The 20,925-nt window shown below is 68.9% G+C and carries 30 protein-coding genes and 2 pseudogenes; 11 read left to right on the forward strand and 21 right to left on the reverse strand.

Annotated features, from left to right (window positions below; translation table 11 throughout):
• Positions 1-41: 41 nt before the first annotated feature.
• Positions 42-1,682 (forward strand): recombinase family protein, encoded by a 1,641-nt coding sequence (locus tag IE258_RS31370; RefSeq protein ID WP_189749130.1) that lies wholly within the window; start codon positions 42-44, stop codon positions 1,680-1,682.
• 92 nt (positions 1,683-1,774) lie between these two features.
• On the opposite strand, the gene IE258_RS42200 is transcribed toward IE258_RS31370, so the two are convergent.
• The 7 genes from IE258_RS42200 to IE258_RS31400 form a co-directional block, all read right to left on the reverse strand.
• A complete protein-coding gene (locus IE258_RS42200; protein WP_444545805.1) occupies positions 1,775-1,981 on the reverse strand; it encodes a DUF7848 domain-containing protein in 207 nt (68 codons plus the stop codon).
• Between the two features lie 11 nt (positions 1,982-1,992).
• On the reverse strand, positions 1,993-2,208 hold the full coding sequence (locus tag IE258_RS31375; protein WP_229892524.1) for a hypothetical protein: 216 nt from the start codon (positions 2,206-2,208) through the stop codon (positions 1,993-1,995).
• 5 nt (positions 2,209-2,213) lie between these two features.
• Positions 2,214-2,417, reverse strand: a complete 204-nt coding sequence (locus IE258_RS31380; protein WP_189749133.1) for a hypothetical protein — start codon at positions 2,415-2,417, stop codon at positions 2,214-2,216.
• Between the two features lie 90 nt (positions 2,418-2,507).
• The gene (locus IE258_RS31385) at positions 2,508-3,341 is read right to left on the reverse strand and encodes a helix-turn-helix domain-containing protein (protein ID WP_189749134.1); all 834 of its coding nucleotides are present in this window, start codon (positions 3,339-3,341) and stop codon (positions 2,508-2,510) included.
• The gene (locus IE258_RS31390) at positions 3,338-3,856 is read right to left on the reverse strand and encodes a DUF6879 family protein (protein WP_189749135.1); all 519 of its coding nucleotides are present in this window, start codon (positions 3,854-3,856) and stop codon (positions 3,338-3,340) included. The genes IE258_RS31385 and IE258_RS31390 overlap by 4 nt, the downstream gene beginning before the upstream one ends.
• Positions 3,840-4,046 (reverse strand): hypothetical protein, encoded by a 207-nt coding sequence (locus tag IE258_RS31395; RefSeq protein ID WP_184910170.1) that lies wholly within the window; start codon positions 4,044-4,046, stop codon positions 3,840-3,842. Before IE258_RS31395 ends, IE258_RS31390 begins: the two co-directional genes overlap by 17 nt.
• A gap of 127 nt (positions 4,047-4,173) precedes the next feature.
• On the reverse strand, positions 4,174-4,368 hold the full coding sequence (locus IE258_RS31400) for a hypothetical protein (protein ID WP_189749136.1): 195 nt from the start codon (positions 4,366-4,368) through the stop codon (positions 4,174-4,176).
• A gap of 915 nt (positions 4,369-5,283) precedes the next feature.
• Here IE258_RS31400 and IE258_RS31405 point away from each other — a divergent pair.
• The 10 genes from IE258_RS31405 to IE258_RS31450 all read left to right on the forward strand — a co-directional run bounded on the left by IE258_RS31405 (position 5,284) and on the right by IE258_RS31450 (position 10,443).
• Positions 5,284-5,478: a helix-turn-helix transcriptional regulator gene (locus tag IE258_RS31405; RefSeq protein ID WP_189749137.1), complete on the forward strand. Its 195-nt coding sequence runs from the start codon at positions 5,284-5,286 to the stop codon at positions 5,476-5,478.
• Positions 5,475-5,762, forward strand: coding sequence for a hypothetical protein (locus IE258_RS31410; RefSeq protein WP_189749138.1), 288 nt, complete (start codon positions 5,475-5,477; stop codon positions 5,760-5,762). The genes IE258_RS31405 and IE258_RS31410 overlap by 4 nt, the downstream gene beginning before the upstream one ends.
• 172 nt (positions 5,763-5,934) lie before the next feature.
• A complete protein-coding gene (locus IE258_RS31415) occupies positions 5,935-6,855 on the forward strand; it encodes a hypothetical protein (RefSeq protein ID WP_189749139.1) in 921 nt (306 codons plus the stop codon).
• Positions 6,856-6,945: 90 nt separating this feature from the next.
• Positions 6,946-7,134: a hypothetical protein gene (locus IE258_RS31420; RefSeq protein WP_189749140.1), complete on the forward strand. Its 189-nt coding sequence runs from the start codon at positions 6,946-6,948 to the stop codon at positions 7,132-7,134.
• A 103-nt stretch (positions 7,135-7,237) separates the two neighbouring features.
• Positions 7,238-7,891, forward strand: coding sequence for a hypothetical protein (locus IE258_RS31425; protein WP_189749141.1), 654 nt, complete (start codon positions 7,238-7,240; stop codon positions 7,889-7,891).
• 282 nt (positions 7,892-8,173) lie between these two features.
• Positions 8,174-8,488 (forward strand): hypothetical protein, encoded by a 315-nt coding sequence (locus tag IE258_RS31430; RefSeq protein ID WP_189749142.1) that lies wholly within the window; start codon positions 8,174-8,176, stop codon positions 8,486-8,488.
• The gene (locus IE258_RS31435) at positions 8,485-9,111 is read left to right on the forward strand and encodes a helix-turn-helix domain-containing protein (protein WP_189749143.1); all 627 of its coding nucleotides are present in this window, start codon (positions 8,485-8,487) and stop codon (positions 9,109-9,111) included. The genes IE258_RS31430 and IE258_RS31435 overlap by 4 nt, the downstream gene beginning before the upstream one ends.
• Positions 9,112-9,329: 218 nt before the next feature.
• On the forward strand, positions 9,330-9,833 hold the full coding sequence (locus tag IE258_RS31440; RefSeq protein WP_189749144.1) for a hypothetical protein: 504 nt from the start codon (positions 9,330-9,332) through the stop codon (positions 9,831-9,833).
• 20 nt (positions 9,834-9,853) lie between these two features.
• Positions 9,854-10,279: a hypothetical protein gene (locus IE258_RS31445; protein WP_189749145.1), complete on the forward strand. Its 426-nt coding sequence runs from the start codon at positions 9,854-9,856 to the stop codon at positions 10,277-10,279.
• Positions 10,276-10,443 carry a hypothetical protein gene (locus tag IE258_RS31450; RefSeq protein ID WP_189749146.1) on the forward strand — a complete coding sequence of 56 codons (168 nt, stop codon included), beginning with the start codon at positions 10,276-10,278 and terminating at the stop codon, positions 10,441-10,443. Before IE258_RS31445 ends, IE258_RS31450 begins: the two co-directional genes overlap by 4 nt.
• A gap of 508 nt (positions 10,444-10,951) precedes the next feature.
• Here the strand turns inward: IE258_RS31450 and IE258_RS31455 are convergent.
• The 14 genes and pseudogenes from IE258_RS31455 to IE258_RS31515 all read right to left on the reverse strand — a co-directional run.
• Positions 10,952-11,953 (reverse strand): annotated as a pseudogene (locus IE258_RS31455) (YifB family Mg chelatase-like AAA ATPase); the annotation flags it as partial.
• On the reverse strand, positions 11,953-12,315 hold the full coding sequence (locus tag IE258_RS31460; RefSeq protein ID WP_189749147.1) for a YraN family protein: 363 nt from the start codon (positions 12,313-12,315) through the stop codon (positions 11,953-11,955). The pseudogene IE258_RS31455 and the gene IE258_RS31460, both read right to left, overlap by 1 nt.
• Before the next feature lie 88 nt (positions 12,316-12,403).
• On the reverse strand, positions 12,404-12,712 hold the full coding sequence (locus IE258_RS31465; RefSeq protein WP_003965949.1) for a DUF2469 domain-containing protein: 309 nt from the start codon (positions 12,710-12,712) through the stop codon (positions 12,404-12,406).
• A 56-nt stretch (positions 12,713-12,768) separates the two neighbouring features.
• Entirely contained in the window at positions 12,769-13,299 is a 531-nt protein-coding gene (locus IE258_RS31470; protein ID WP_189749148.1) for an NUDIX hydrolase, read from the reverse strand.
• Positions 13,289-14,065 (reverse strand): signal peptidase I, encoded by a 777-nt coding sequence (lepB, locus tag IE258_RS31475; protein WP_189749149.1) that lies wholly within the window; start codon positions 14,063-14,065, stop codon positions 13,289-13,291. Before lepB (IE258_RS31475) ends, IE258_RS31470 begins: the two co-directional genes overlap by 11 nt.
• 127 nt (positions 14,066-14,192) lie before the next feature.
• On the reverse strand, positions 14,193-15,209 hold the full coding sequence (gene lepB, locus IE258_RS41405) for a signal peptidase I (protein WP_229892528.1): 1,017 nt from the start codon (positions 15,207-15,209) through the stop codon (positions 14,193-14,195).
• Positions 15,100-16,191: pseudogene (gene lepB / locus IE258_RS31480) on the reverse strand (signal peptidase I); the annotation flags it as partial. The pseudogene lepB (IE258_RS31480) and the gene lepB (IE258_RS41405), both read right to left, overlap by 110 nt.
• Positions 16,184-16,951 carry a signal peptidase I gene (gene lepB / locus IE258_RS31485; protein ID WP_189749151.1) on the reverse strand — a complete coding sequence of 256 codons (768 nt, stop codon included), beginning with the start codon at positions 16,949-16,951 and terminating at the stop codon, positions 16,184-16,186. The pseudogene lepB (IE258_RS31480) and the gene lepB (IE258_RS31485), both read right to left, overlap by 8 nt.
• A 45-nt stretch (positions 16,952-16,996) precedes the next feature.
• Positions 16,997-17,347, reverse strand: a complete 351-nt coding sequence (rplS, locus tag IE258_RS31490) for a 50S ribosomal protein L19 (RefSeq protein WP_016432403.1) — start codon at positions 17,345-17,347, stop codon at positions 16,997-16,999.
• 136 nt (positions 17,348-17,483) lie between these two features.
• Entirely contained in the window at positions 17,484-18,317 is an 834-nt protein-coding gene (gene trmD, locus IE258_RS31495; RefSeq protein WP_189749152.1) for a tRNA (guanosine(37)-N1)-methyltransferase TrmD, read from the reverse strand.
• Complete coding sequence (rimM, locus tag IE258_RS31500; RefSeq protein WP_189749153.1) at positions 18,317-18,883, reverse strand: ribosome maturation factor RimM; 567 nt, start codon at positions 18,881-18,883, stop codon at positions 18,317-18,319. The genes trmD and rimM overlap by 1 nt, the downstream gene beginning before the upstream one ends.
• A gap of 114 nt (positions 18,884-18,997) precedes the next feature.
• Positions 18,998-19,237 carry an RNA-binding protein gene (locus tag IE258_RS31505; RefSeq protein ID WP_003973401.1) on the reverse strand — a complete coding sequence of 80 codons (240 nt, stop codon included), beginning with the start codon at positions 19,235-19,237 and terminating at the stop codon, positions 18,998-19,000.
• A 2-nt stretch (positions 19,238-19,239) separates the two neighbouring features.
• The gene (gene rpsP, locus IE258_RS31510) at positions 19,240-19,659 is read right to left on the reverse strand and encodes a 30S ribosomal protein S16 (protein WP_007444852.1); all 420 of its coding nucleotides are present in this window, start codon (positions 19,657-19,659) and stop codon (positions 19,240-19,242) included.
• Positions 19,660-19,918: 259 nt separating this feature from the next.
• Complete coding sequence (locus IE258_RS31515; RefSeq protein ID WP_030188620.1) at positions 19,919-20,515, reverse strand: hypothetical protein; 597 nt, start codon at positions 20,513-20,515, stop codon at positions 19,919-19,921.
• Positions 20,516-20,925 lie beyond the last annotated feature (410 nt).

Below are 20,925 nucleotides of genomic sequence, written 5' to 3' on the forward strand. Positions count from 1 at the left end.
CTTCCGTACCCTGAACCTTCGGTAAGAGGAGAGAACACAGCATGGCAAGGGTCCTGGGAGCGCTGCGCCTGTCGCGAGCGTCCGACGAGTCGACCTCGGTCGTCCGGCAGAAGGTAGCCATCCAGCGATGGGCCGACAGCCGAGGCCACACGATCGTTGGTTGGGTCGAGGACGTGGACGTGTCCGGCGCCATCGCCCCGTGGGAGCGGCCGGGCCTCGGCCAGTGGCTCCCGTCCACCATCGGCAAGGACGTGAGCGCCGTAGAGGAGCGCCTCGCGTGGGAGCTCTCGCGAGCCGATGAGTGGGACGTCCTGTGCGGCATGAAGCTCGACCGCATCTCGCGTCGCGTCCTGCACATCGCACAGCTTGTGGAGTGGGCGGGGGAGCACGGCAAAGAGGTTGCGTCGGCAGAGGACGGCTTCGACGTGTCCTCGCCGATGGGCAAGATCCTCTTTCAGCTCATCGCAGCGTTCGCAGAGGGGGAGCTCGAAGCGATCAAGTTCCGGGCCAAGTCCTCGTACGCGCACTTGATGAAGTCCGGTCGGTGGCGTGGTGGCTTCGTGCCGTACGGCTACCGGGCCGAGAAGGATGCCGTAGGCGACGGATGGAAGCTGGTCCCCGACGACTACGGGACGGACACGGCGAGCGTCGTCCGGGAGATCGTTCGACGCATCGTCGACGAGGGGCAGGCGATCAACGCCGTATGCCGGTGGCTCAACGCAGAGAAGGTGCCGACGTCGCTCGACGCTCAGCGCATCCGCGCGGGCAAGGAGCCGAAGGGGTCGGTCTGGCGCGTCGGCAACCTTACGAAGATGCTCCGCTCTCACACGCTCCTCGGCCGAGTCGAGATGACCGAGGAGATACAGCTCCCGGACGGCACGAAGGAGAAGAGGACTCGTCTCGTACGGGACGCCGAAGGGCTCCCGCTCCAGCGGGCAGAGCCGATCCTCGGTAAGAGGGAGTGGGACGAACTACAGGCCAAGCTGAAGGAGAACTCTCGGCCGACCGCTGGGCACCGGTACGACAGGAGTCCGCTCCTGCGGGTGGCGTTCTGCGTGTGCGGCCGTCCCCTCTACCGGAACAACGGCCGAACCTGGATGTACTACCGGTGCAGCTCCCGGAACATCTCCGGTGCCGAGTGCGGACAGAACGAAGCGATCCGAGCCAAGCACCTGGAAGAGGCAGTGGAGGAGGCTTTCCTCCGTGCCGTGGGGCACGCTCAGATCATCCGGCGCACCTTCCGCCCCGGAGTCGACCACACGGCAGACGTGGCCGAGGTGACGCGCGCTCTGGCCGAGCTCCGCGAGGACCGCGAGGCAGGGCTCTACTCCTCCGAGCTCGGTAAGAAGGAGTACCGGGAGGAGTACCTCCGACTCGAAGCGAAGCGCGAGGCGCTCGCCGCCATGCCGGTCGTGCCGGACAGGTGGGAGGAGATCCCGACCGGCCAGACCTACGCGGACAAGTGGGCCGAGCTCTCCTCCCCGGCGGAGAAGAACAAGGAGCTGCGCGAGGCAGGCGTGAAGGCGATCGTTCACCGGGAGGAGCTCCCGAAGGCGCTCCCCTTGATGGAGCTCGGCGAGACCGAGGGGACCGTTCGCCACACCCTCGGCAGGGTCGAGCTCCTGCTTCCGCGGGATCTCTACACGCGCGTTCGTGGCCTCGCCGCCGAGCACTCGGCCTGATCCTCCCGACTACTCTCCGCTCAGCCGGCCGTCGACCCTGAGTGACCGAGACCTCGTCAGTCCATCGTGACTGGCGGGGTCTCTGCGTTCGCCTACTCGGCTCGCTCGACGAGGGCGAGTGACGTACACGACCGACGGAACGTCGCGTGTCCTGTGCGGCCGGTGTGCCCCATGCACTCGACGTCCACCCCCGCGCCGTCTGACGACGGCTCCGCCTTCCAGGTGCACGTCATGCACTCGGCCTCGAACGTCACGCAGGTGTCCGGCTGCTGCGTGATCCGATGCTTCACGAAGCGCATGACGGAGCGGGTCACTGCGCGCCCTCTCGGGCTCTCATCGCCTCGGCCATCCGCTCGGCCACGTCCGCACGCACCATGCCTACGTGCACGTACGCGGTCCCCTTGTGGGTGACGACAGGGCGCACGGTCCCCCACACGCTCTCTGGGACGCCGAGGGAGGCGAGGGCCGCCCGGAGTGCCTCGGTCGCTTCAACGGCCGTAGCTCGGCCGTCTCGCCACGTCTGCATGTCCATCACTCGGCCCCGTGGTCGTCCCGCAGGTGCGTACGGAGCACGACGTTCGCGTCCGACACCTTCGAGTAGTCGCCGACCGATCGGGCGTTGGCCCGAGTCACTGCGTGGCCGAGGCATTCCCGGCAGCTTGCTACGGGTTCCGGCTCCCGATCCGGGGCCGTCAGGTGCACCGGCTCCGTGATCGTCGTCTTCGGTGTACTCATTCCGTACGGCCTCCCGGACTTCGTATCTGCCGAAGCATGATCCCGCGGAATGCGCACCGGTCCTCGGTTCATGCGCGTTGTCGACTGAAGTCATGCACGGCAGGCAGCCGACCACTCGGCGAGCCTCGCTCGAAGTTCCTCACCGAACAGCGCGCATTCCTCGTATCCCGCGAATTCCTTCAAGTAGGTCTGCACGTCTCGACCGTCACGCAGTACGAGACTGCCCGCTGAACTTTCGATGGTGACCAACGATGCGTCGTAAATCGTGAAGGTATTCAGTGGCGCCCGAGGAGTTACCGTCCCCACGGGAATCACACCGATGCGCACATTCGGAAGGTAGGACAGGGAAGACAAGCGGTCCATCTGTTCGGCCAAAGCCAACGGCGAAACGACAGGCCAGCGAACGGCCTGCTCGGTCAGTAGAAACGTGAACTGTTTCGACACGTCGTAGAGAATGGCTTGCCGTTCCAGCTTTCCAGCGACTGCCTTACTCGTATCGGCCGGGGAGTGCGCGAGGCTCGCCCTCACGTATTCCGGCGTGGCGAGGAGACCGGTAACCATCGAGAGCAGGAAGTAGCGCATGTGCGTCGAGGACGCTTCAAGCCCTTTCAACTCAGCCTGCCGTGTCCCGAGTCCCTTACGTCGAAGCTCCCGCAGGTTCCGCCATTCCGTGTTGGCCATCCTGGCGAGCGCGGACGCCTCGGCGACCAGTTCGGGCGGCGCCTCCAAGGCTCTGAGGATCGCCTCCACGTCGACCAGGGACGGCCGTGTACGGCCGTTCTCGATCCGGCTCACCTTGGACTGAGACATGTTGCAGCGCGCGGCGAGCCGATCCCCTGAGAGACCGGCTCGCTTGCGTAGCTCTCGGAGCAGTGAGGCAAGTTCCGGGCCGGACTCGCCGAGCTGCTCAGCTTCGAACGTCACTCGCTCTTCACGTACTCCAGGAACGGGACCGACTCGGCAACGGCGATGCGCTGGTATTCGATGAAGTCGGCCGGCTCGCCCTCGAAGAGCTCTCGACTCACCTGTGTGCCGTCGCTCTCGTAATGCATGAGAACGACCGTCGAGCGATCGAACATCCAGAAATCTTGGACTCCCGGCAAGGGATTCTCTCGCTCGGTCACGTCGAGAATGCGGATGTCTTCCCCGGCGAGTACGTGCGGCGCGTAGTAGCGAGAGAACTCGAAGAGCAGATACTCCGAGAGTGGCCGAGTCACGACGTGCACTCGCCCCTTACTCTTTCCCTCGGCGCGAAACCTCTTCAGGTCTTCCGTGTACGGGGACGAGTAGGTTTCTGGGTCCACTCGCTTACCCGCTCGAAAGGCTTCGAGCTCTCCGGATTCCTGCGGCATGAGGTACTGCGGCAAGGTTTCCAGTCGCCATGCCTCGGACTGGAATCCTCGAAGGGTGGCCTTCCAGTCGTCACCATCCAAGAGCACGAACAGCCTCCCGAAGAACGCTCTCGGGAATCTCCACAAGTCCTTCCCCCTGCGGCGGAGCGAAGGCGCTGGAAACGTCGCCCTGCACAACGAACGTTCCCCGCTCGGTCCGGTAGACATTCGGGCAGTCGTCTTCACCGCACTCCCCGTTCCCGTTGCCGGTAAGCCGAGTCAGTTCTTCGCGTGCCATGCGAAACCCCCTTGTCTGTCGGCCCTGTTGGGCCGTTGGACACGACCGTACGAGTGTCATGCCCGGCCGTCCATGCACGTTCGTGGGTATGCACGTTGTTGCATGAAGAGGCCAGCGCGGCACCGCCTCACGGGAGCAACGGACGCCCCTCCTGCGCGTCCCTGATGTGCTCAGGCTTCAGCGCGTCCTCGCCGTACCGGGCGGTGAACGCCCGCACGCGACCGAGGGGGGAGTCCGGCGGGGGCGGCTCCTCGCTCAGCGTGCCTCCGAGGATCAGGGCGCCGAACGCTGCGCCTACGTCTTGCGGGTTGTTCATGTCCATGCGGGGACGGTAGGCCGAGGGTCTGACAGTCAGGTGACCGGCGTCACGACCCAACCCCGCAACATCCGGCCCGCTCGATGGCTCTTTGTAGGTAGGGCCTCTTCGCCCTCGGCCGGGCGAGTGACCGGCGCACGCCCGAGGCACGGAAACTTCCGGCCCGCTCGCTCCGTATCAGTAGGTGGGAGACGTTCACTCGACGAGTGACCGGCGCCACAGTGGTTCGACCCGGACAAACGGCCCGCTCATCCGATCCTTGCAAGTGAGGGCGTTCCGCCTCGCGGCCCGGCAGGTGACCGGCATCACGCACATCTGATGGAAACTTCCGGCCCGCTCTTCCGGGACTTACGGGTGAGGGACGTTCGCTCCTCGTTCGCCGAGTGACCAGCGTCACCGCCGGTCCATCCGGACTTCCGGCCCGCTCGATGGCTCTTTGTAGGTAGGGGCCTTTCGCCCCGACCGATCAGGTGGTCAGCGTCACAGCCGATCCATCCGGACTTTCGGCCCGCCCATCCCGGACTTACGAGTGAGGGCGTTCGCTCCTCGCTCGCCGAGTGACTGGCGTCACGGTTCAGATCTCGCAACAAACCAAGATCGTTCTCGGTATACGTAAGTGAGGGCAGTTCGCTCCTCCCCACAGACCTCACGGGCGCGTCCTCCTGCGTGCTCCCCCTGGGTCGAGCCGGGCTCCCTGTCTGCCCGCGCTCCCCGCACGTCCCCTCTGCCTCACCGGTTCCCTCACTGGCCGGTGAGGCGGGGGTGACGCACTCAGACTTCCGCCCCTCGCGCGTGGGGACGGAACGGCCCTGAGCCGCCTACTCCGGTAGGTGGCTCGGGGCCTCTCTCTTTGGACTTCGTCAGTGACGACGACATCACCCATCACTCACCGCCCGAGTAGGGCAGGAAGGAGGCCCGGACGTGATCACGTACGACGGCCGCAAGCTGGTCTCGACCCGAGAGGCAGCCGAGATCCTGGGCATCACTCACGCGACGCTCAGGAACCAGAAGACTGAGGGCAGGTTCACCCTCGAAGGAGTCCGCATCGGCTCGGCCCTCTTCTACGAGGAGAGCCAGGTTCAGGCGCTCGCCGAGGAGCGAGGGGCCAGCCAGTGAGCGACGAACACGACTACTGGACCGTCAGGGACACCGCCGCCTACCTCATCGGATGTCACCAGAGTTGGCTTCGAGAGGACTTCGGAGTCAACAAGGAGTTCTGGAGACCGCTCTTCGCGACCGGCCCGGATGGCGGCTGTCTGATCGACGTCACCGCGCTGGCGGACATCATGGCCCGCGATCCGGAGCGGATGTGCTGGCCGAAGACTCGGGCGCCGGGCTCCACCCGCTCAGCCAAGAGGCGCCGTAAGCGTGAGCGCGAGGCTGGCCGCGCCACCCCCTGACGGCCCCTCTCTCAGCCTTCCCGCCCCTCTGGCCACCGATGGCCGCAGGGGTTTTCTCATGCCCGTACGCAGCCTCTCAGCGCCACCTCGGCCTGACGGCCGGCTCGCGCGCGGGCGCCTACCAAACCCCATGACCGGCACGTATCCCGTGCCAGAACAGGAGAACCGAACAGTGGCTACCAAGACCAAGCCCACCACCTACGCCGACCAGATCGCCGAGGCTGACGCCGTCGCCGCCGACAAGGCAGCGCAGGCGCGCGAGGCGTTCGAGGAGTTCAAGGAGAAGTCGGAACGCCTCGCCGACGAAGCCCACGAAGCAGGAGCGAAGCTGAAGTGGATGGAGGGCCGCTTCAAGGCTGGAGACGAGACCGTCTCCGTCGAGGAGTACGCCCTCGCCAAGGCTCGCCACGAACGGGCGGAGCTCCTTGCAGCGCTCGGCGAGGTGAGCAACCACACCGGGGAGAACGCCTCGGAGCGGCGCATCAAGGCCGCCAAGCGGGCACTCCCCGCGATGGAATCCAAGCTCGCCCGAGTCGTTGCCGAGGCTCTGCGGGCGCCCCTCCGGGGGGTCACGGTCCACGCCACGTTCGGCGAAGTGCCCGCGCCCGAGGAGTCTGACCTCCCCGTGGCCGTCGTCTCTCAGAGCAAGCCGACGAAGAACTTCGCCAAGGACGGCGACAGTGACGGCAAGCGCGTCTTCGCGAACGCCCTCAGCCGCTACCTCATCCACGGCGAAGTGAAGGTGACCCTCTTCAAGCTCCCCATTCACCGGGAGCTCGCAGGCAAGCAGATCGCCGACGCGCTCAGGAAGCACGGCATCGAGCTCGCGTCTGGCGCCGGGCTCGACCACAGCCACCCCATGACCGTGGCCCGCAACGGCTACGAGGTGCAGGAGCTGCGCGTCATGGTCGGCAAGGCGCTTGACCCGGACGCCGACCCGGAGCGAGTCGCCGAGGCCGAGGAGCAGATGGCCGAGAGCGCGAATCGGGCGGGAGCACAGACCTTCCGGCACATCGACGCCCACTCGCCCGAGTGGCAGATGGGGACCGGCTTCGAGGAGCACGGAGCGCGCGACTACGCGCGCACCCTCTGACGGCTCGCTGAATCTCTTCCCGAGTGGTTCGCCTCGGGGAGGGGTTGAGCGAGCCGACCGCGGCTCGCCGGTACCGAAGGAGCACGCCCCATGACCGTCGCCATCGCCGCCCTGTACGTCGCTCTCCTCGTCGAGGTCTTCACCCTCGCTCGCGTCGGCGTCAACGTCCTGTCCCCCGTCAAGCCTGTCGGCCGAGGAGTCCCGTACTCCGGTGCCCTGCTGCGTCACATGGCCCACGACCGCTACGTCCGCGAGACGGCCCACACCCGCAACGCCTGACCCCGGCCGCGTACGTCGACCACGTCACCGGTCACGTACGTACGTTTCCCACTTGACGTACCGGGCGCCCGTCGAGGGCGCCTCTTCGAAGGAGGATCTCCCCTTGCCCCGCACCACCCCCACGGCGAAGAGAGTTGCCACTGTCGCACTGCTCGTCTGCCTGCTCGTCGTCGCCGCCCTCGCGTTCGTCTCCACCTTCCCCGCGGCTCTCGCCGCCGCCTACTCCATCGGCCTGCCTCCCGTGGCTGCCTACTGCTGGGCCGCTCTGCCGGACGCTGGAACGCTCGTCGGCATGCTCGGGGCCCTGGTCCTTACGGACCGCAAGGGCCGACGCTTCGCCCTCGCCACCGTCGCCGTGTTCGCCCTCTCCTCGGCTCTCGTCAACGTGGCGCACGCCCTGTCCGGCCGGTACGGGGAGGCACCCGTTCCTCTCCTCGTCGCCTACGGCCTGACGGCAACCGTCGCCCTCTTCCTGTCGGCCGAGACTGCCTCCCGAGTTGTCGCCTCCCTCGCGCCTGCCGTCGAGGGTGAGGCCGTACCGAAGGTGGAGAGTCGAGCGACCGGCGGCGAAGGGAAAGGCTCGACGCTCCCGGCTCGACGCACCGAAGCGCAGGTGATCGAGCAAGCCCGAGAGGTGGCACGGAAGTACGCCCGAGCGGGCAAGCGCCTCACTGCCTCGGCCCTTCAGTCCGAGTGTCGACTCTCCTGGAAGCGGGCAAGCCGAGTGCTCGCCGTCGTCGAGACTGGCGCAGCCTGACGGCTACTCTCCGCTCAGCCGGCCGTCGACTCCGAGTGACCGAGGTTGACGGCCTCCCGGCCGATCATGTAAGAACTTCCTTCCGCTCGATCATGGGCGGACACCGTAGCTCCCGCCGCTCGACGGCGGTCGAGCTGGACACTCCGCGAGAGTCCGCCACCCCGAGGGGCTGGCAGGGGAAGCCGAGGGCACCCCGAGCGCGAACGGTACGCGCGATCTCCCATCATCACGCCGAGGCGTAGCCGCGCGCTGCCCTCGGCCTCTCGAAGGAGGTCGCAACCCGTGACGTCGACTGGCTACCTGCTCGACCTGCCCGTCACTGACTACCACCTGTCCTACTCGCACATCTCCGCCGAGCTCATCACCGCTCTGCCCGAGGGCTCTGCCGTCTCGGCCGTCCGCATGATGGCGGACGGCTCCTCGCTTCGGCTCACGTTCGTTCGCAGCTACGGCGAACGGGAGCTCTGGCACGTCCCTGGACTTTGCGCCCGAGGGGTCTCGAACGAAGAGCTCTCCCGAGAGCTCGTCTGCGTCCTGTACCGCCCTACCGCCACCGTCACCGCGGAGCGGTCACGCCCCTTGGAGGTGGCTCGATGAACAACGGCACGAAGAAGAAGGGTGCCCCCTTCAAGGTCCAGTGGGAGCGGCACGTTCTGCGAGTGGCGAAGCTGAAGAACCCGACTCACGCACTCGTCGGCATGGCTTACATCGGCTACGCCAACCCTGACGGGAGCAACCCCCGGCCGCCCGCCATGAAGCGGATCGCCGCAGACCTCGGCCTGTCCGAGCGCACCGTAGAACGCGCCTTCGAGGGGCTGGAAGCTGCGGGGCTCATCGTGCGACTGACCCGAGGAATCCCCGGCAAGGCCAGCCACTGGCGCTTCGTCATCCCCGAGGAAGACCCGACAGCCGTGACGGGTGTTGTCGAGGTCGAGGAGGAAGACCCGACAACCCTGACGGAGACACCCGACAGCGGTGACGGGAAGACCCGACAGCCCTGTCAGGAAGACCCGACAGCGGTGACGGCGTACCAAGACAAGTACCAACACACCACCAACACAACTACCAACACAGAGGCGGCCCTCACGGGCCGCATCAACGTTGACGACGTCTGGGCTCAGGTCGAGGCCGAGCACTACGAGCGAGAGCACTACGAAGAGCTCTCGACTCGGCACCTACTCGAACGCTTCGAGCTCGGGGCGCCTGTCGGCGCCCTCTGACGGAGATCGCGACGGCGAGGTGATCGCCGAGCACCACGCCTTCGCCGTTGCTCTGTGGCGCCCTACCGGGCGCCCCTGGCGCATGCCCGCTTACCCCTTGGGGGCGCTGCCGCGCCCCACTTCCCGAAGACCCTCACGGCAAGCGACTTCACCTTGCCGTTGCAGCTCTGCTCAAGCGGCGCCCGACAGGGCGCCCCATCACAAGGAGGACATCCACAGTGGAACCGACCAACACCACCAACCCGTACGCCGACATCAAGGTCTACGACGAGCAGGGCAACCGCGTCTGCGGGGTCGAGACCTGCGAGCAAGTGCACAGGGCCAACGGCTTCTGCATCTCGCACAACTGGCGCTTTCGGAAGCACGGCGACCCGCAGGCCGACAAACCGTTGCGCTCCCACGCCTCCCGCAACTGGAAGGGCGAGGACGTCTCGTACGTCGGCGCACACAGTCGCGTGAAGGCCGAGCATGGCCCCGCGTCGTCGTGGCCCTGCTCTTGCGGATGCGGCCGACAGGCCGATGACTGGGCGTACCTGGGCACTGCGGGAGAGCGCGAGAAGGTCTCCGACGCGAAGGGTTCGAAGGGCTTCCCGTACTCCCCTGACCCCGAGGACTTCGCCCCGCTCGCCAAGACCTGTCACAAGCGGTTCGACACCTGGCAGGCGCAGCGCCGTACCGGCGTCCCCCTCGCTCTCGTCATCGCCGAGGCGCTGGCCGCGTAACCACCCCCTACCGGAAGGAAGTGATCCCACTGTTCACCGTCTCTCACGTTCACCACTCCGCCCGCCGTACCGGCGAGCGCCTGTCGTCTCTGCTCGACTCCGTCACTGCCCGTGGCGTTGACGTCCGGCTCATCTCTGCCGACGCACACCAGGGCCGAGGATCGGCCCGTTGGCTCGACGTCGAGCTGTACGCCACGAAGGGGCACGGCTACCCGCACGCCGACACGTCCGAGGCACTTGGCGCCGTGGTGTCCGTCCTGGACGCCGTCACTGGCCACGAAGTACAGGGCTTCGGTTCGGTCACTGGCGGCGCCCTGGTGGACTCTCACGCCGTGCGTGAGGGTCTGGCGCTTCGCGTCCGTCTCGACGTCGAGGGCGAGGCGTCCCGCCTCTTCGCGCTGGACTCGCGAGACGTCCCGGCCGTCCCCGCGGAGGTGGCAGCGTGAGGCGCACCTACGCCCTGACGGACGACCCGAAGGAGATGGAGCGGCGAGCCATCGAGTTCCTGTGCTTCGCCTGCGCTCGCCCCCTCCCCGAGGATGCGGCAACGCACCGGGCGTACTGCGATGCCACCTGCCGCAAGCGGTACAACCGCTTCATGGCCGCCTGAGCGGCCCCATGTCCCGATCGACCCCCCGGACTGGCCCCAGAATTTCGGCCGGCTGGGGGGTCCTTCTGTGCGTTGACCTGCGGTTTTGCACCCCCACCCCCTGTCCGGGCAGATGTCACGATCGACCCTGTTACTGGGGCTGGATGGGAGGCGCTAAGACTCGGCGGTGCGGGAACCACGCTCCAGGGGGTCACCCCCCACCCCCGACCGGCGTCCGGCCGAGCGGGCAGGCACCAGGGCGGCCGAGGACGCAAGACGCGGCCCGCTCGCGAACGATCACGCAGCCTCGGGCCCGACTCCTCGGCCAGCCACTCAACGACCGACACAGGGGCACACAGCGGCTCGGCCAGCGGCCAACACACGCCCACGGGACCCGCGTTCAACGGCCATGACCAGGACTCTCAGCGCGATGTGAGCTCGACCACATTCGACAGGATCGAGCTTGACAAGATCCCCCGCCCTCATGAGAGAACCGAGATCCACACCGGAGTAAGTGCGAATCGCTCGGCTCGTCCAGGAACAGGACGCCCCGGTGCGCCAGCGACACGGCGCCGGGCCGCGCGATGCCGGGGCCCCCTCCGACGAGGGACTGCATCGTGGCGGAGTGGTGGGGAGCGCAGTAGGGGGCTGTGTCGATCATGGGTTTGCCCGGTGGCAGCAGTCCCGCCACCGAGTGCACTGCGGTGACTTCCAGCGACTCCGCCCGGCAGAGCTGGGGCAGGACGGCGGGCAGCCGTTCGGCGAGCATGGTCTTGCCGGCGCCGGGCGGCCCTTCCAGGAACAGGTGATGGCGGCCGGCCGCGGCGACCTCCACCGCGGTGCGCGCCGACTCCTGGCCGACGACGTCGGCGAGGTCGTGGCTGTGCTCGTGACCGTGGTCGTGCTGTGCCGCTCCGATGCCGCGCATTCCCGTGGCCGCGCCGGTGCCGGGCATGCGCAGACCGGCCAGGAGCGGGTCGGGGCGGCCCTGCGGGTCCTGCTCCTCCTCCGGCACGGGTTCGTCGGCGAGCACGGCGATCAGCTGGCGCAGGCTGCGCACCCCGAGCACCGACACTCCCGGCACCAGGGACGCCTCGGCGGCGGCGCACTCGGGTACGACCACCTGCTCGTACCCGGCCTCCGCCGCGGCCAGGACCGCCGGCAGGATGCCGCGCACCGGCCGCACCCGGCCGTCCAGACCCAGCTCTCCGATCATCACGATGTCGGCCAGCACCCGCGGGTCGATCCGCTCCGCCGCGCCCAGGACGCTCGCGGCGACGGCGAGGTCGAAGCCGCTGCCGCTCTTGGGCACCGAGGCGGGGCTGAGTCCGACCGTCAGCTTCTTCTGGGGCCACTGAGCGCCCGAGTTGACCACGGCCGCCCGTACCCGGTCCCGGCTCTCCGTGAGGCTCTTGTCCGGCAGCCCCACCAGGGTGAACGCCGCCACGCCCGGTTCCAGGTCGGCCTGGACCTCGACCACCACGCCCTCGACGCCGACCAGCGCCACCGAGCACGTACGCGCGAACCCCATCACGCCACCCCCCGGGCGTGCTCGACCACGGGGGCGCCGCGCTGCGGGAGGAGCACGCCGACCAGATCGATACGCACTCCCCCGGGCGGGACTCCCCCGTGGGTCTGGATCCAGCGCTCCGCCAGCCTCCGCAGCCGCTCCGCCTTCTCCGGCGTCACGGCGGCCATCGGGTGCTCGAAGGAGCCGCCCCTGCGCGTCTTGACCTCGCAGACCACCAGGACGTCTCCGTCCCGGGCCACGATGTCGATCTCGCCGGTCCTGCCACAGCGCCAGTTGCGCTCCAGGACGGTCATCCCGGACCCGGTCAGCCGGCGGGCGGCGAGTGTCTCGCCGTACTTGCCCATCGCGCCTCGTGCGTTCATGTCGGCACCACCTCCGGCACCAACGATCACGCAGACGAGCTGACCTCGTCACTCACGGTGAACTACTCACCGGTTGTGGAAAACCCCGTCACCCGCCCGGCAGTTCCAGATCGCTCTTGTTCAGCTCCTCGATGTTCACGTCCTTGAACGTCAACACCCTCACCTGCTTGACGAACCGGGCTGGCCGGTACATGTCCCACACCCAGGCGTCAGCCATGGAGACCTCGAAGAACACCTCACCCTGTACCGAGTGCACCTGCATCTCGTAGTCGTTGGTGAGGTAGAAACGCCGCTCGGTCTCGATCACGTATTTGAACAGACCGACGACATCGCGGTACTCCCGGTAGAGCTTGAGCTCCATCTCGGTCTCGTACTTCTCGAGGTCCTCGGCGCTCATGGCATGTTCCCCTTCAGCCGTGCGGTCCCCCCATTGTGCGCCAGTCCCGTGCGCCCCTAGACGATTTCGGTGTCCAGGGTCACCGGCCCGGCCGGGGGACCTTCGTCGAGCAGCGTGCGCAGCAGCTCGGCGAGTCTGGTCGGATACACCGTCTCACGTGCCCGGGTCAGTTCCTCACACGTCCACCAGCGCGCTCCGGCGACGCTGCGCCGCTCCAGCTCCGTGAGGCCGGCACCGACCGCCTCGGTCCCGGTCCGGGCGGTGCGGGCCAGGTAGTACCACTCGTCCTGGTCCCAGCGGCGGCCCGCGAAGGGGAAGGAGCACCTGCGCCGCCAGAGCACCGGGCCGAGGTCGACGTCGCTGATGCCGGTCTCCTCCAGCAGCTCGCGCCGGGCGGCCTGCTCACGGGTCTCGTCGCCCTCCACACCGCCGCCGGGGGTGAACCACCAGTCGTCGGCCGGATCGTCCGGTTCGTGACCGTGCAGCAGCAGGATGCGGTCCTCGGGGTCGAGCAGCACCACCCGGGCGACCCGGCGCAGTCCGCCCTCGTATGTGTCCTGTTCCGCAGACGTCACCTCAGCGCCCACCGGCGGGCTCCGCTCCCTTGCGGGCCCGGGAGGCCCCGGCCCGTTTGGCGAAGGGACCGTAGGCCGCGCCGCCCAGGATCAGCACGGCCCCGGCGATCACCAGGACGACCACGGTCCGCAGCGGCCCCGGCGAGGACAGGTCGCCCAGCGCCTCGAAGCCGGTGGGCCGCTCCAGCATGCCGTTCATCGGCCAGGCCACGGCGTCCACGCGGGCGTCCACGGCGCCGCGCGACACGGTGCCGCCGGCCGCGTCGGTGAGGTGGGCGGTGGAGTCCACGGAGTTGTCGCGCTCGTCGCCGAGCAGGAACAGGCGGCCCTCCGGGACGGTCACGGTCTGGAAGTCGCTGATCTCGGCCGGAGTGCCGGCGGGCAGGTACGGCTCGTCGATCACCTTGCCGTTGACCTTCAGCTTGCCCTTCTGGCAGCAGGAGACGGTGTCCCCGCCGACGGCGACCACCCGCTTGACCATCGGGGCGTTGGCCCAGGTCGCGTCCTTGAAGACGACGACGTCGCCGCGGCGGACGTCGGCGCCGTCGATGCGCTGTGCCAGGACCCGGTCACCGGCGTCGATCGTCGGCGTCATCGAGCTGGTCGGCACGGTGTAGGGCCGGTAGACCACCGCTCCCCAGCCGAACCCGCCGAGGAACAGCACCAGGCCCAGCGCCACGGCGATCCCGGACAACCGCTGCCCGGTCCGGCTGCCCACCGGATCCCTGTTCGCTCCGCCGCCGCGCGGTACCGTACGTGTCGTGCTCTCGCCACCCATGGAGCCGCACCTTACCCGGCGGTACGGCAACGGGGCAGCCCCCTCCCGGCGACCGGAAGGGGGCTGTTCGAACCGCGGCGGGCTGCGGCGGGGTCACCCCGCTGACCCCGCGGCGGGCGGCGGCAGGTCAGCGGGTCTCGACCGGGGCGGTGCGGCGACGGCGCCACCAGACGAAGGGCACCACGCCGGCCACGGCCAGGCCCTGGGGCGCGACCGACAGCGCTGCGGCGGCCGAGGACTGGGCCTGGGACTGCAGGCCGTCCTGGCCGAAGGTGTCCGGGACCGGCAGGGTGCTCCAGCGGTCCATCGGCCAGGCGACCACGATGGCGCGGCCGACGACCTCGTCCACCGGGACCATGCCGCCGTTCTTGTCCGACTGGTTGTAGCGGGAGTCCCGGGAGTTCTGGCGGTGGTCGCCCATGACCCAGATCTTGCCCTCGGGGACCGTGACCTTGAACCGCCCGCCCTGGTCGTCGTCCGAGCACGGGGTGTTGCCCGGGTAGACGTACGGCTCGTTCAGCGCCTTGCCGTTGACCTTGAGCGGGCCGGTCTTGTTGCACTCGACGGTGTCACCGGCGACCCCGATGACCCGCTTGATCAGGTCCTTCTCCTCCGCGGACGGCATCAGGCCGATCCAGCTGAGGACCGTCTGCAGCGCGTTCGGGTCGGGGGTCGGCTCGCCCGCAAGCCAGTCGGCCGGGTCGTGGAAGACCACGACCTCGCCGCGCTCGGGCTCCGAGCCGAACCAGGGGGTCAGCTTGTCGACCAGGACCCGGTCACCGATCTGAAGGGTGTTCTCCATCGAGGAGGAAGGGATCGAGAACGCCTGCACCAGGAACGTCTTGATCAGCAGGGCGAGCACCAGCGCGATGCCGATGAGGATCGGCAGTTCCTTCCAGAAGGAGCGCTGCTTCTTGGCCGCGGGGGGTGTCACGGGCGGCGTCCCGCCGACTCCCTCGTCCTCGGTCCCGCCGTTGTGTCCGTTCTGGCCGTGCTGTCCGTTCGTCACCCTGTCGCCCTCGGTCCCGGAGCCGTACCCGGAGTCCGGGGCGCCGACCGCGGCCGGACCGGAACTCTCCTCGGGGCGTCCGCGGTTCTCCTCGCCGTCGTGACCGGACCGTGCGCCAACCGCCACATCCCCCACGCCAACTCCTTACTCTCTGCCGCCGCCTGCCCCGGATACGGCGCAGGCCCACCACTCCCATAACGAGCGGGAGTTCCGCAGGGGTCGGGAGTTCCATCATCGCGTTCGGATCGTTCGGATCGTAGGGGGCAACCCTATGCGACAGCTCGGGGGCGGCGGCCGAACCGGAGGCCGCGTCGGACACGGACGCGTACGTTTTCGGTTCGTCCAGGGTGGTCCAGTGACCGAACGGCCACGCGATCACCATGGCCCGCCCCACCACCTCGTCCTGGGACACCGTCCCGAAGTCGGTCTCCTGGTGGGCGCGGGAGTCGGCGGAGTTGGACCGGTGGTCGCCCATCACCCACAGCCGCCCCTCGGGGACGGTGACGTCGAACGGCGTCCGGGACGGGGTGTCTCCGGGGTACAGGTAGTCCTCGTTCAGGGGCACGCCGTTGACGGTGACGCGTCCCTGTTTGTCGCAGCACTTGACGTGGTCGCCGCCCACGCCGACGACCCGTTTGATGAGGTCCTTCTCGTCGTCGGACGGCAGCAGGCCGATGAAGGCGAGGCCCTCCTTGACCTGCTTGACGACGACGGGGTCGTCCTTCTTGGTGGTCTGCTCGCCCTGGAGCCAGCCGCCCGGGTCACGGAAGACGACGACGTCCCCGCGCTGCGGCTCGGAGCCGAACCAGGGCGTGAGCTTGTCCACCAGGACCCGGTCGCCGATCCGGATGGTCTGCTCCATGGACCCCGAGGGGATCACGAATGCCTGTACGAGGAAGGTCTTGAGCACCAGCGCTATGAGCACGGCGACGCCGATGAGGAGCGGGATCTCCTTGACGGCGCCGCGTCTGCGCCGCCGCTTGACCTTGCGCTGCAGTTTGCGGCGTTCGGCGCGCGAGCGGCCGCCGGACGGTGCGGCGGTGCGCCTCGAACCGGTGGGCAGCAGGTTCTCCGTGGGGCTGCTGGGCGCTCCCCGCGGTTTGCCCCGGCTACCCATCGCCGTCCTCGGCGGGCGCGGACCGGGCCTCGGCGCCGGAAGCGGCCCCGGCATCGGCCTCCGCGTCCGGCACGCGCGCGTAGGCGTCGGGGCGCTCGATGCGGGTGGCGTGGCCGACGGGCCAGACGATCCAGTCGGCGCGGCCGATCACGTCGTCCAGCGGGACCATCCCGCCGCCCGGGGAGCCCAGGTGGTCGCGGGAGTCGCTGGAGTCGGCCCGGTGGTCGCCGAGGACGAAGAGGGTGCCGTCGGGGACGACGACGTCGAAGGGGACCGTGGACGGGCGGTCGCCGGGGTACAGGAACGCCGACTCGTCGACCGACTGGCCGTTCACCCGGATCCTCCCCTCCTCGTCGCAGCACACCACGTGGTCCCCGCCCACACCGACAACGCGTTTGATGTAGTCGCCGTGCCCGAAGCTCCCGGTGCCGTCGAAGACGACGACGTCTCCCCGTCGTGGCCGGCCGTCGAAACGGTACGCCAACTTATTTACGAGAACCCGGTCACCGATCCTCAATCCGCGCTCCATCGATCCGCTGGGGATCTGGAACGGCTGCAGCACGAAGGTGCTGACCAGCAGCAGGAACAGCAGGAAGACCAGCAGGACCACGGTGATCCGGCCGCCCGGCACCCAGTCCCTGATCCGCCCACCGAACGCGGAACGCGACCGGTCCTCCGGGCCCTCCGGGTCCGAGGGCTGCTCGGAGTCGGAAGGACGGGAGGAGCGGTCGCGCTCCGTGTGCTGTGTTTCGATGTCCATCGGGGCCAGATGCTATCCGGCCCCGGCACGGACCTCGGAGGGCGCTCAGCTCTCGCGCTTCTCCTTGATCTTCGCGGCCTTGCCGCGCAGCTCGCGCAGGTAGTACAGCTTGGCGCGGCGGACGTCACCGCGGGTGACGAGCTCGATCTTCTCCACGATCGGGGTGTGCACCGGGAAGGTGCGCTCGACGCCGACGGAGAAGGAGACCTTGCGGACCGTGAAGGTCTCGCGCACGCCGGCGCCCTGACGGCGGATGACGACGCCCTTGAACTGCTGCACACGGGAGCGGTTGCCCTCGATGACGCGCACGTGGACGTTGACGGTGTCGCCGGGGCGGAAGGCCGGGACGTCGCTGCGCAGCGACGCGGCGTCGACGGAGTCGAGCAGGTGAGACATTTCGTCTGCTTTCTTCGCCGATGCCACAGGTCATCGACGGAAACTAGGTGTTTCGGAATCAGGGTCGTGCGGGTCGGGACGGGCGTCGTCTCCCCCTGTGGCAGGGGCGCGCTCCGGACGGACGCACAACAGCCGCCTATTCTTCCATGCCGGGGGTCCTGCGCCAAAATCGGCCGTACGGTTCCCCGTCCGGATCCGGCTGCCAGCCCAGGATGGAGAGCATCTCGCGGTCCTTCTTGTCGAAGGCGGCGGGCTCGCACCGTTCGATCAGGTCGGGCCGGTTGGCCGTGGTGCGGCGCAGCGCCTCGTCGCGGCGCCAGCGGGCGATCTTCCCGTGGTGACCGCTGAGCAGCACGTCCGGGATGCCGCGCCCGCGCCACTGCGGCGGCTTGGTGTGGACCGGGCCCTCCAGCAGGTTGGCCATGGCGCCGAGGGCGAAGGAGTCGTCCCGGTGGGACTCGGCGTTGCCCAGCACGCCGGGCAGCAGCCGGGCCACGGCCTCGGTGACGACGAGTACGGCGGCCTCGCCGCCGGCCAGGACGTAGTCGCCGATGGAGACCTCGTACACGGGCATCCGGGTCGCGTACTCGTCGACGACGCGGCGGTCGATGCCCTCGTAGCGGGCGGGGGTGAAGATCAGCCAGGGCCGCTCGGAGAGGTGGACGGCGAGTTCCTGGGTGAAGGGCCGGCCGCTGGGCGTGGGCACGATCAGGGCGGGCTCGCCGGACCCCGTCTCATAGCCGTCGGCCAGCACGGAGTCCAGCGCGTCGCCCCAGGGCTCGGTCTTCATGACCATGCCGGGGCCGCCGCCGTAGGGGGTGTCGTCGACCGTGTTGTGCCGGTCGTAGGTCCACTCGCGCAGGTCGTGCACGTGGACGCCGAGCTGTCCACGCGCGCGTGCCTTGCCGACCAGGGAGACGTTCAGCGGTTCCAGGTACTCGGGGAAGATCGTGACGACGTCGAGCCGCATCACGCCTCTTCTCCGGAGGGGTCCTCCGAGGCGTCACGGGAGGAGGCGATCTCCGCCCGGTCGTCGATCAGGCCGGGGGGCGGGTCGATGACGGCGCGCTGCGCGTCGAGGTCGATGTCGGTGACGATCTCGGAGACGAACGGCACGTAGACCTCGCTGCCGTCGGGGCGCTCCACCACGAAGAGGTCCTGGGTGGGCAGGTGGGAGATCTCGCTGATGCGGCCCACCTCGGTGCCGTCCTCGGTGACCACGTCGAGGTCGATCAGCTGGTGGTCGTAGTACTCGTCCTCGTCCTCGGGCCGCTCGGCCGGGTCGACGTCGGCGATCAGGAGGGTGTTGCGCAGCGCCTCGGCACCGGTGCGGTCGTGGACACCGGCGAAGCGCAGCAGGAGGCGGCCGCTGTGCACCCGGCCGGTCTCGATGGTGAGCGGACCGGTGGAGGCCGGGTCGGTGGCCAGTACGGCGCCGGGCCCGAGCCTCAGCTCCGGCTCGTCCGTGCGGACCTCGACGGTCACCTCGCCCTTGATTCCGTGGGCGCGGCCGATGCGCGCGACTACCAGCTGCACTGTGCTTGATCTCCTGTCGGAACTGCGACGAGCCCGCACGACGGGGCTCATACGACTGCGGGCCGGGGACGGCCCAGTGGCCTTCCCCGGCCCGAGCCGGTGCTGCGATTGGCGTCAGCGGACGTGATCCACGTCGACGAGGTCGACACGGACACCGCGGCCGCCGATGGCGCCCACGACGGTGCGCAGCGCGCGTGCGGTGCGGCCGTTGCGGCCGATCACCTTGCCGAGGTCGTCGGGGTGGACCCGGACCTCGAGCACTCGCCCGCGGCGCAGGTTGCGCGAGGCGACCTGCACATCGTCGGGGTTGTCGACGATGCCCTTCACGAGGTGCTCGAGAGCCTCCTCGAGCATGCTCAGGCCTCGGACGCGGAGGACTCGGCGGCGGCCTCGTCCTTCTTGTCGGCCTTCTTCTTCTGGGTGATCGCCTCACCCTTGCCCTCGTCCTCGCCACCGATCGCCTCGAAGGACGGGCGGGCCGCCTTCTCGGCCGGCTGCAGCAGCGGAGCCGGGGCGGGCTCGCCCTTGAACTTCTGCCAGTCGCCGGTCTTCTTCAGGATGGCGAGCACGGGCTCGGTCGGCTGGGCGCCGACACCGAGCCAGTACGCGACACGCTCGGCGTCGACCTCCATCACCGACGGGTTGTACGTCGGGTGGTACTTGCCGATCTCCTCGATGGCCCGGCCGTCACGGCGGGTACGGGAGTCGGCAACGACGATGCGGTAGTGAGGCGAACGGATCTTGCCCAGACGCTTCAGCTTGATCTTGACTGCCACGGGAGTGGGTTCTCCTGGATTTGACGTGGTTGGGCACGGCGAGAGAGCCGCGTGGGGTTGCGGTACCCGAGTGCCCGATGGACGCGTCAGCCGGAGGAGAGAGGGGTCCTGTGCGACTGTCGAGTACAGCTAGCCATTGTGCCACACGCGGGCAGGCCCGTCGGACCGAGGGCACCGGGTCCGCCCACCCCGGGGGCGGACCACTCGGCTCTGGACGACGGACATCGGCCCGGTCCGGCTGCCACGAGCAGCCGGGCCGTCAGCTCACTCCCGCGCCGACCACCTCCGGGATCCGGAACGGCTTGCCGCAGCCGCCGCACATGATCGGGGCCTGGGCCAGCACCGACGGGACGACGCGGACGTTGCGCCCGCAGTCGCAGACCGCCTTCACGCGCACCCCTCCCCCGGAGGAGCCGTGGCGGGCGGCCGGACCGCGGAAACTGCGGGCTGTGTCGGTCGCGGTCGCGGCGGTGTGGGCCTTCAGCGCGCGCTGGAGGCGTTCGATCGTCGGGCGGTAGCGGCGCTTCGCCTCGGGGGTGAGCGTGACCAGCGAGAAGCCACTGCTGGGATGCGGCTCCTCGGGATGGTCCAGGCCCAGCTCCTCGGCGATCGCGAGGAATCGACGGTTGTGATAGCGCCCCGCGCGGGAGGTGTCGCGTACTCCGCGCGCGGCGGCGATGCCGTGGACTGCCTCGTGAAGCAGTCGCTCGAAGGAGAGCTCGTGCCCGCAGGCGGACGACGACTCTCCGATCAGGGACTCGGGCGCGGCAAGATCGGGCAGCTCGGTGTGGTGCCGCTGAATGTCGGCCCACGCCTGCGCCAGCTCTGCGGCGAGAACAGGTGGTGTCGTGCTCACGTAATGACAACGAGCCGGGGGGCCGCTGTGTTCCTATTCCGGGCCATCCCAAATATTTTGCACGTACCAGTCAGTTGCCGCTGATGCGTCCCGACGAGGGCGGGTGCGCTGATCTGCGGAGAAGCCTCACAGCTCGTACCAAGCTGGTGCGTAGTCCGACGTACGCGCCGGCGCGTAGCCACCGTCCACGCGCCGGAGTACGGGATCCGCGCGGGCGCAAGGGGCCGTTTCGGTCGCTGTCGTGCCGGAGGGGCGCCGTCCGAGCGGGCGCACCGACGAATGCGACGTTACCGGGTGCGCCGTCGGCGTGCGGCACCGCCCCGCCTTCCGACGCGTCCGGGCAGCACGCGGTGGCCGCCGGTCCGGCCGACCTTGGCCGAAACCGTCCCGTCGGTGCGCCGGCCACCCAC

The sequence above is a fragment of the Streptomyces tendae genome, from assembly GCF_014650435.1.
GTDB classification, from domain to species: domain Bacteria; phylum Actinomycetota; class Actinomycetes; order Streptomycetales; family Streptomycetaceae; genus Streptomyces; species Streptomyces tendae.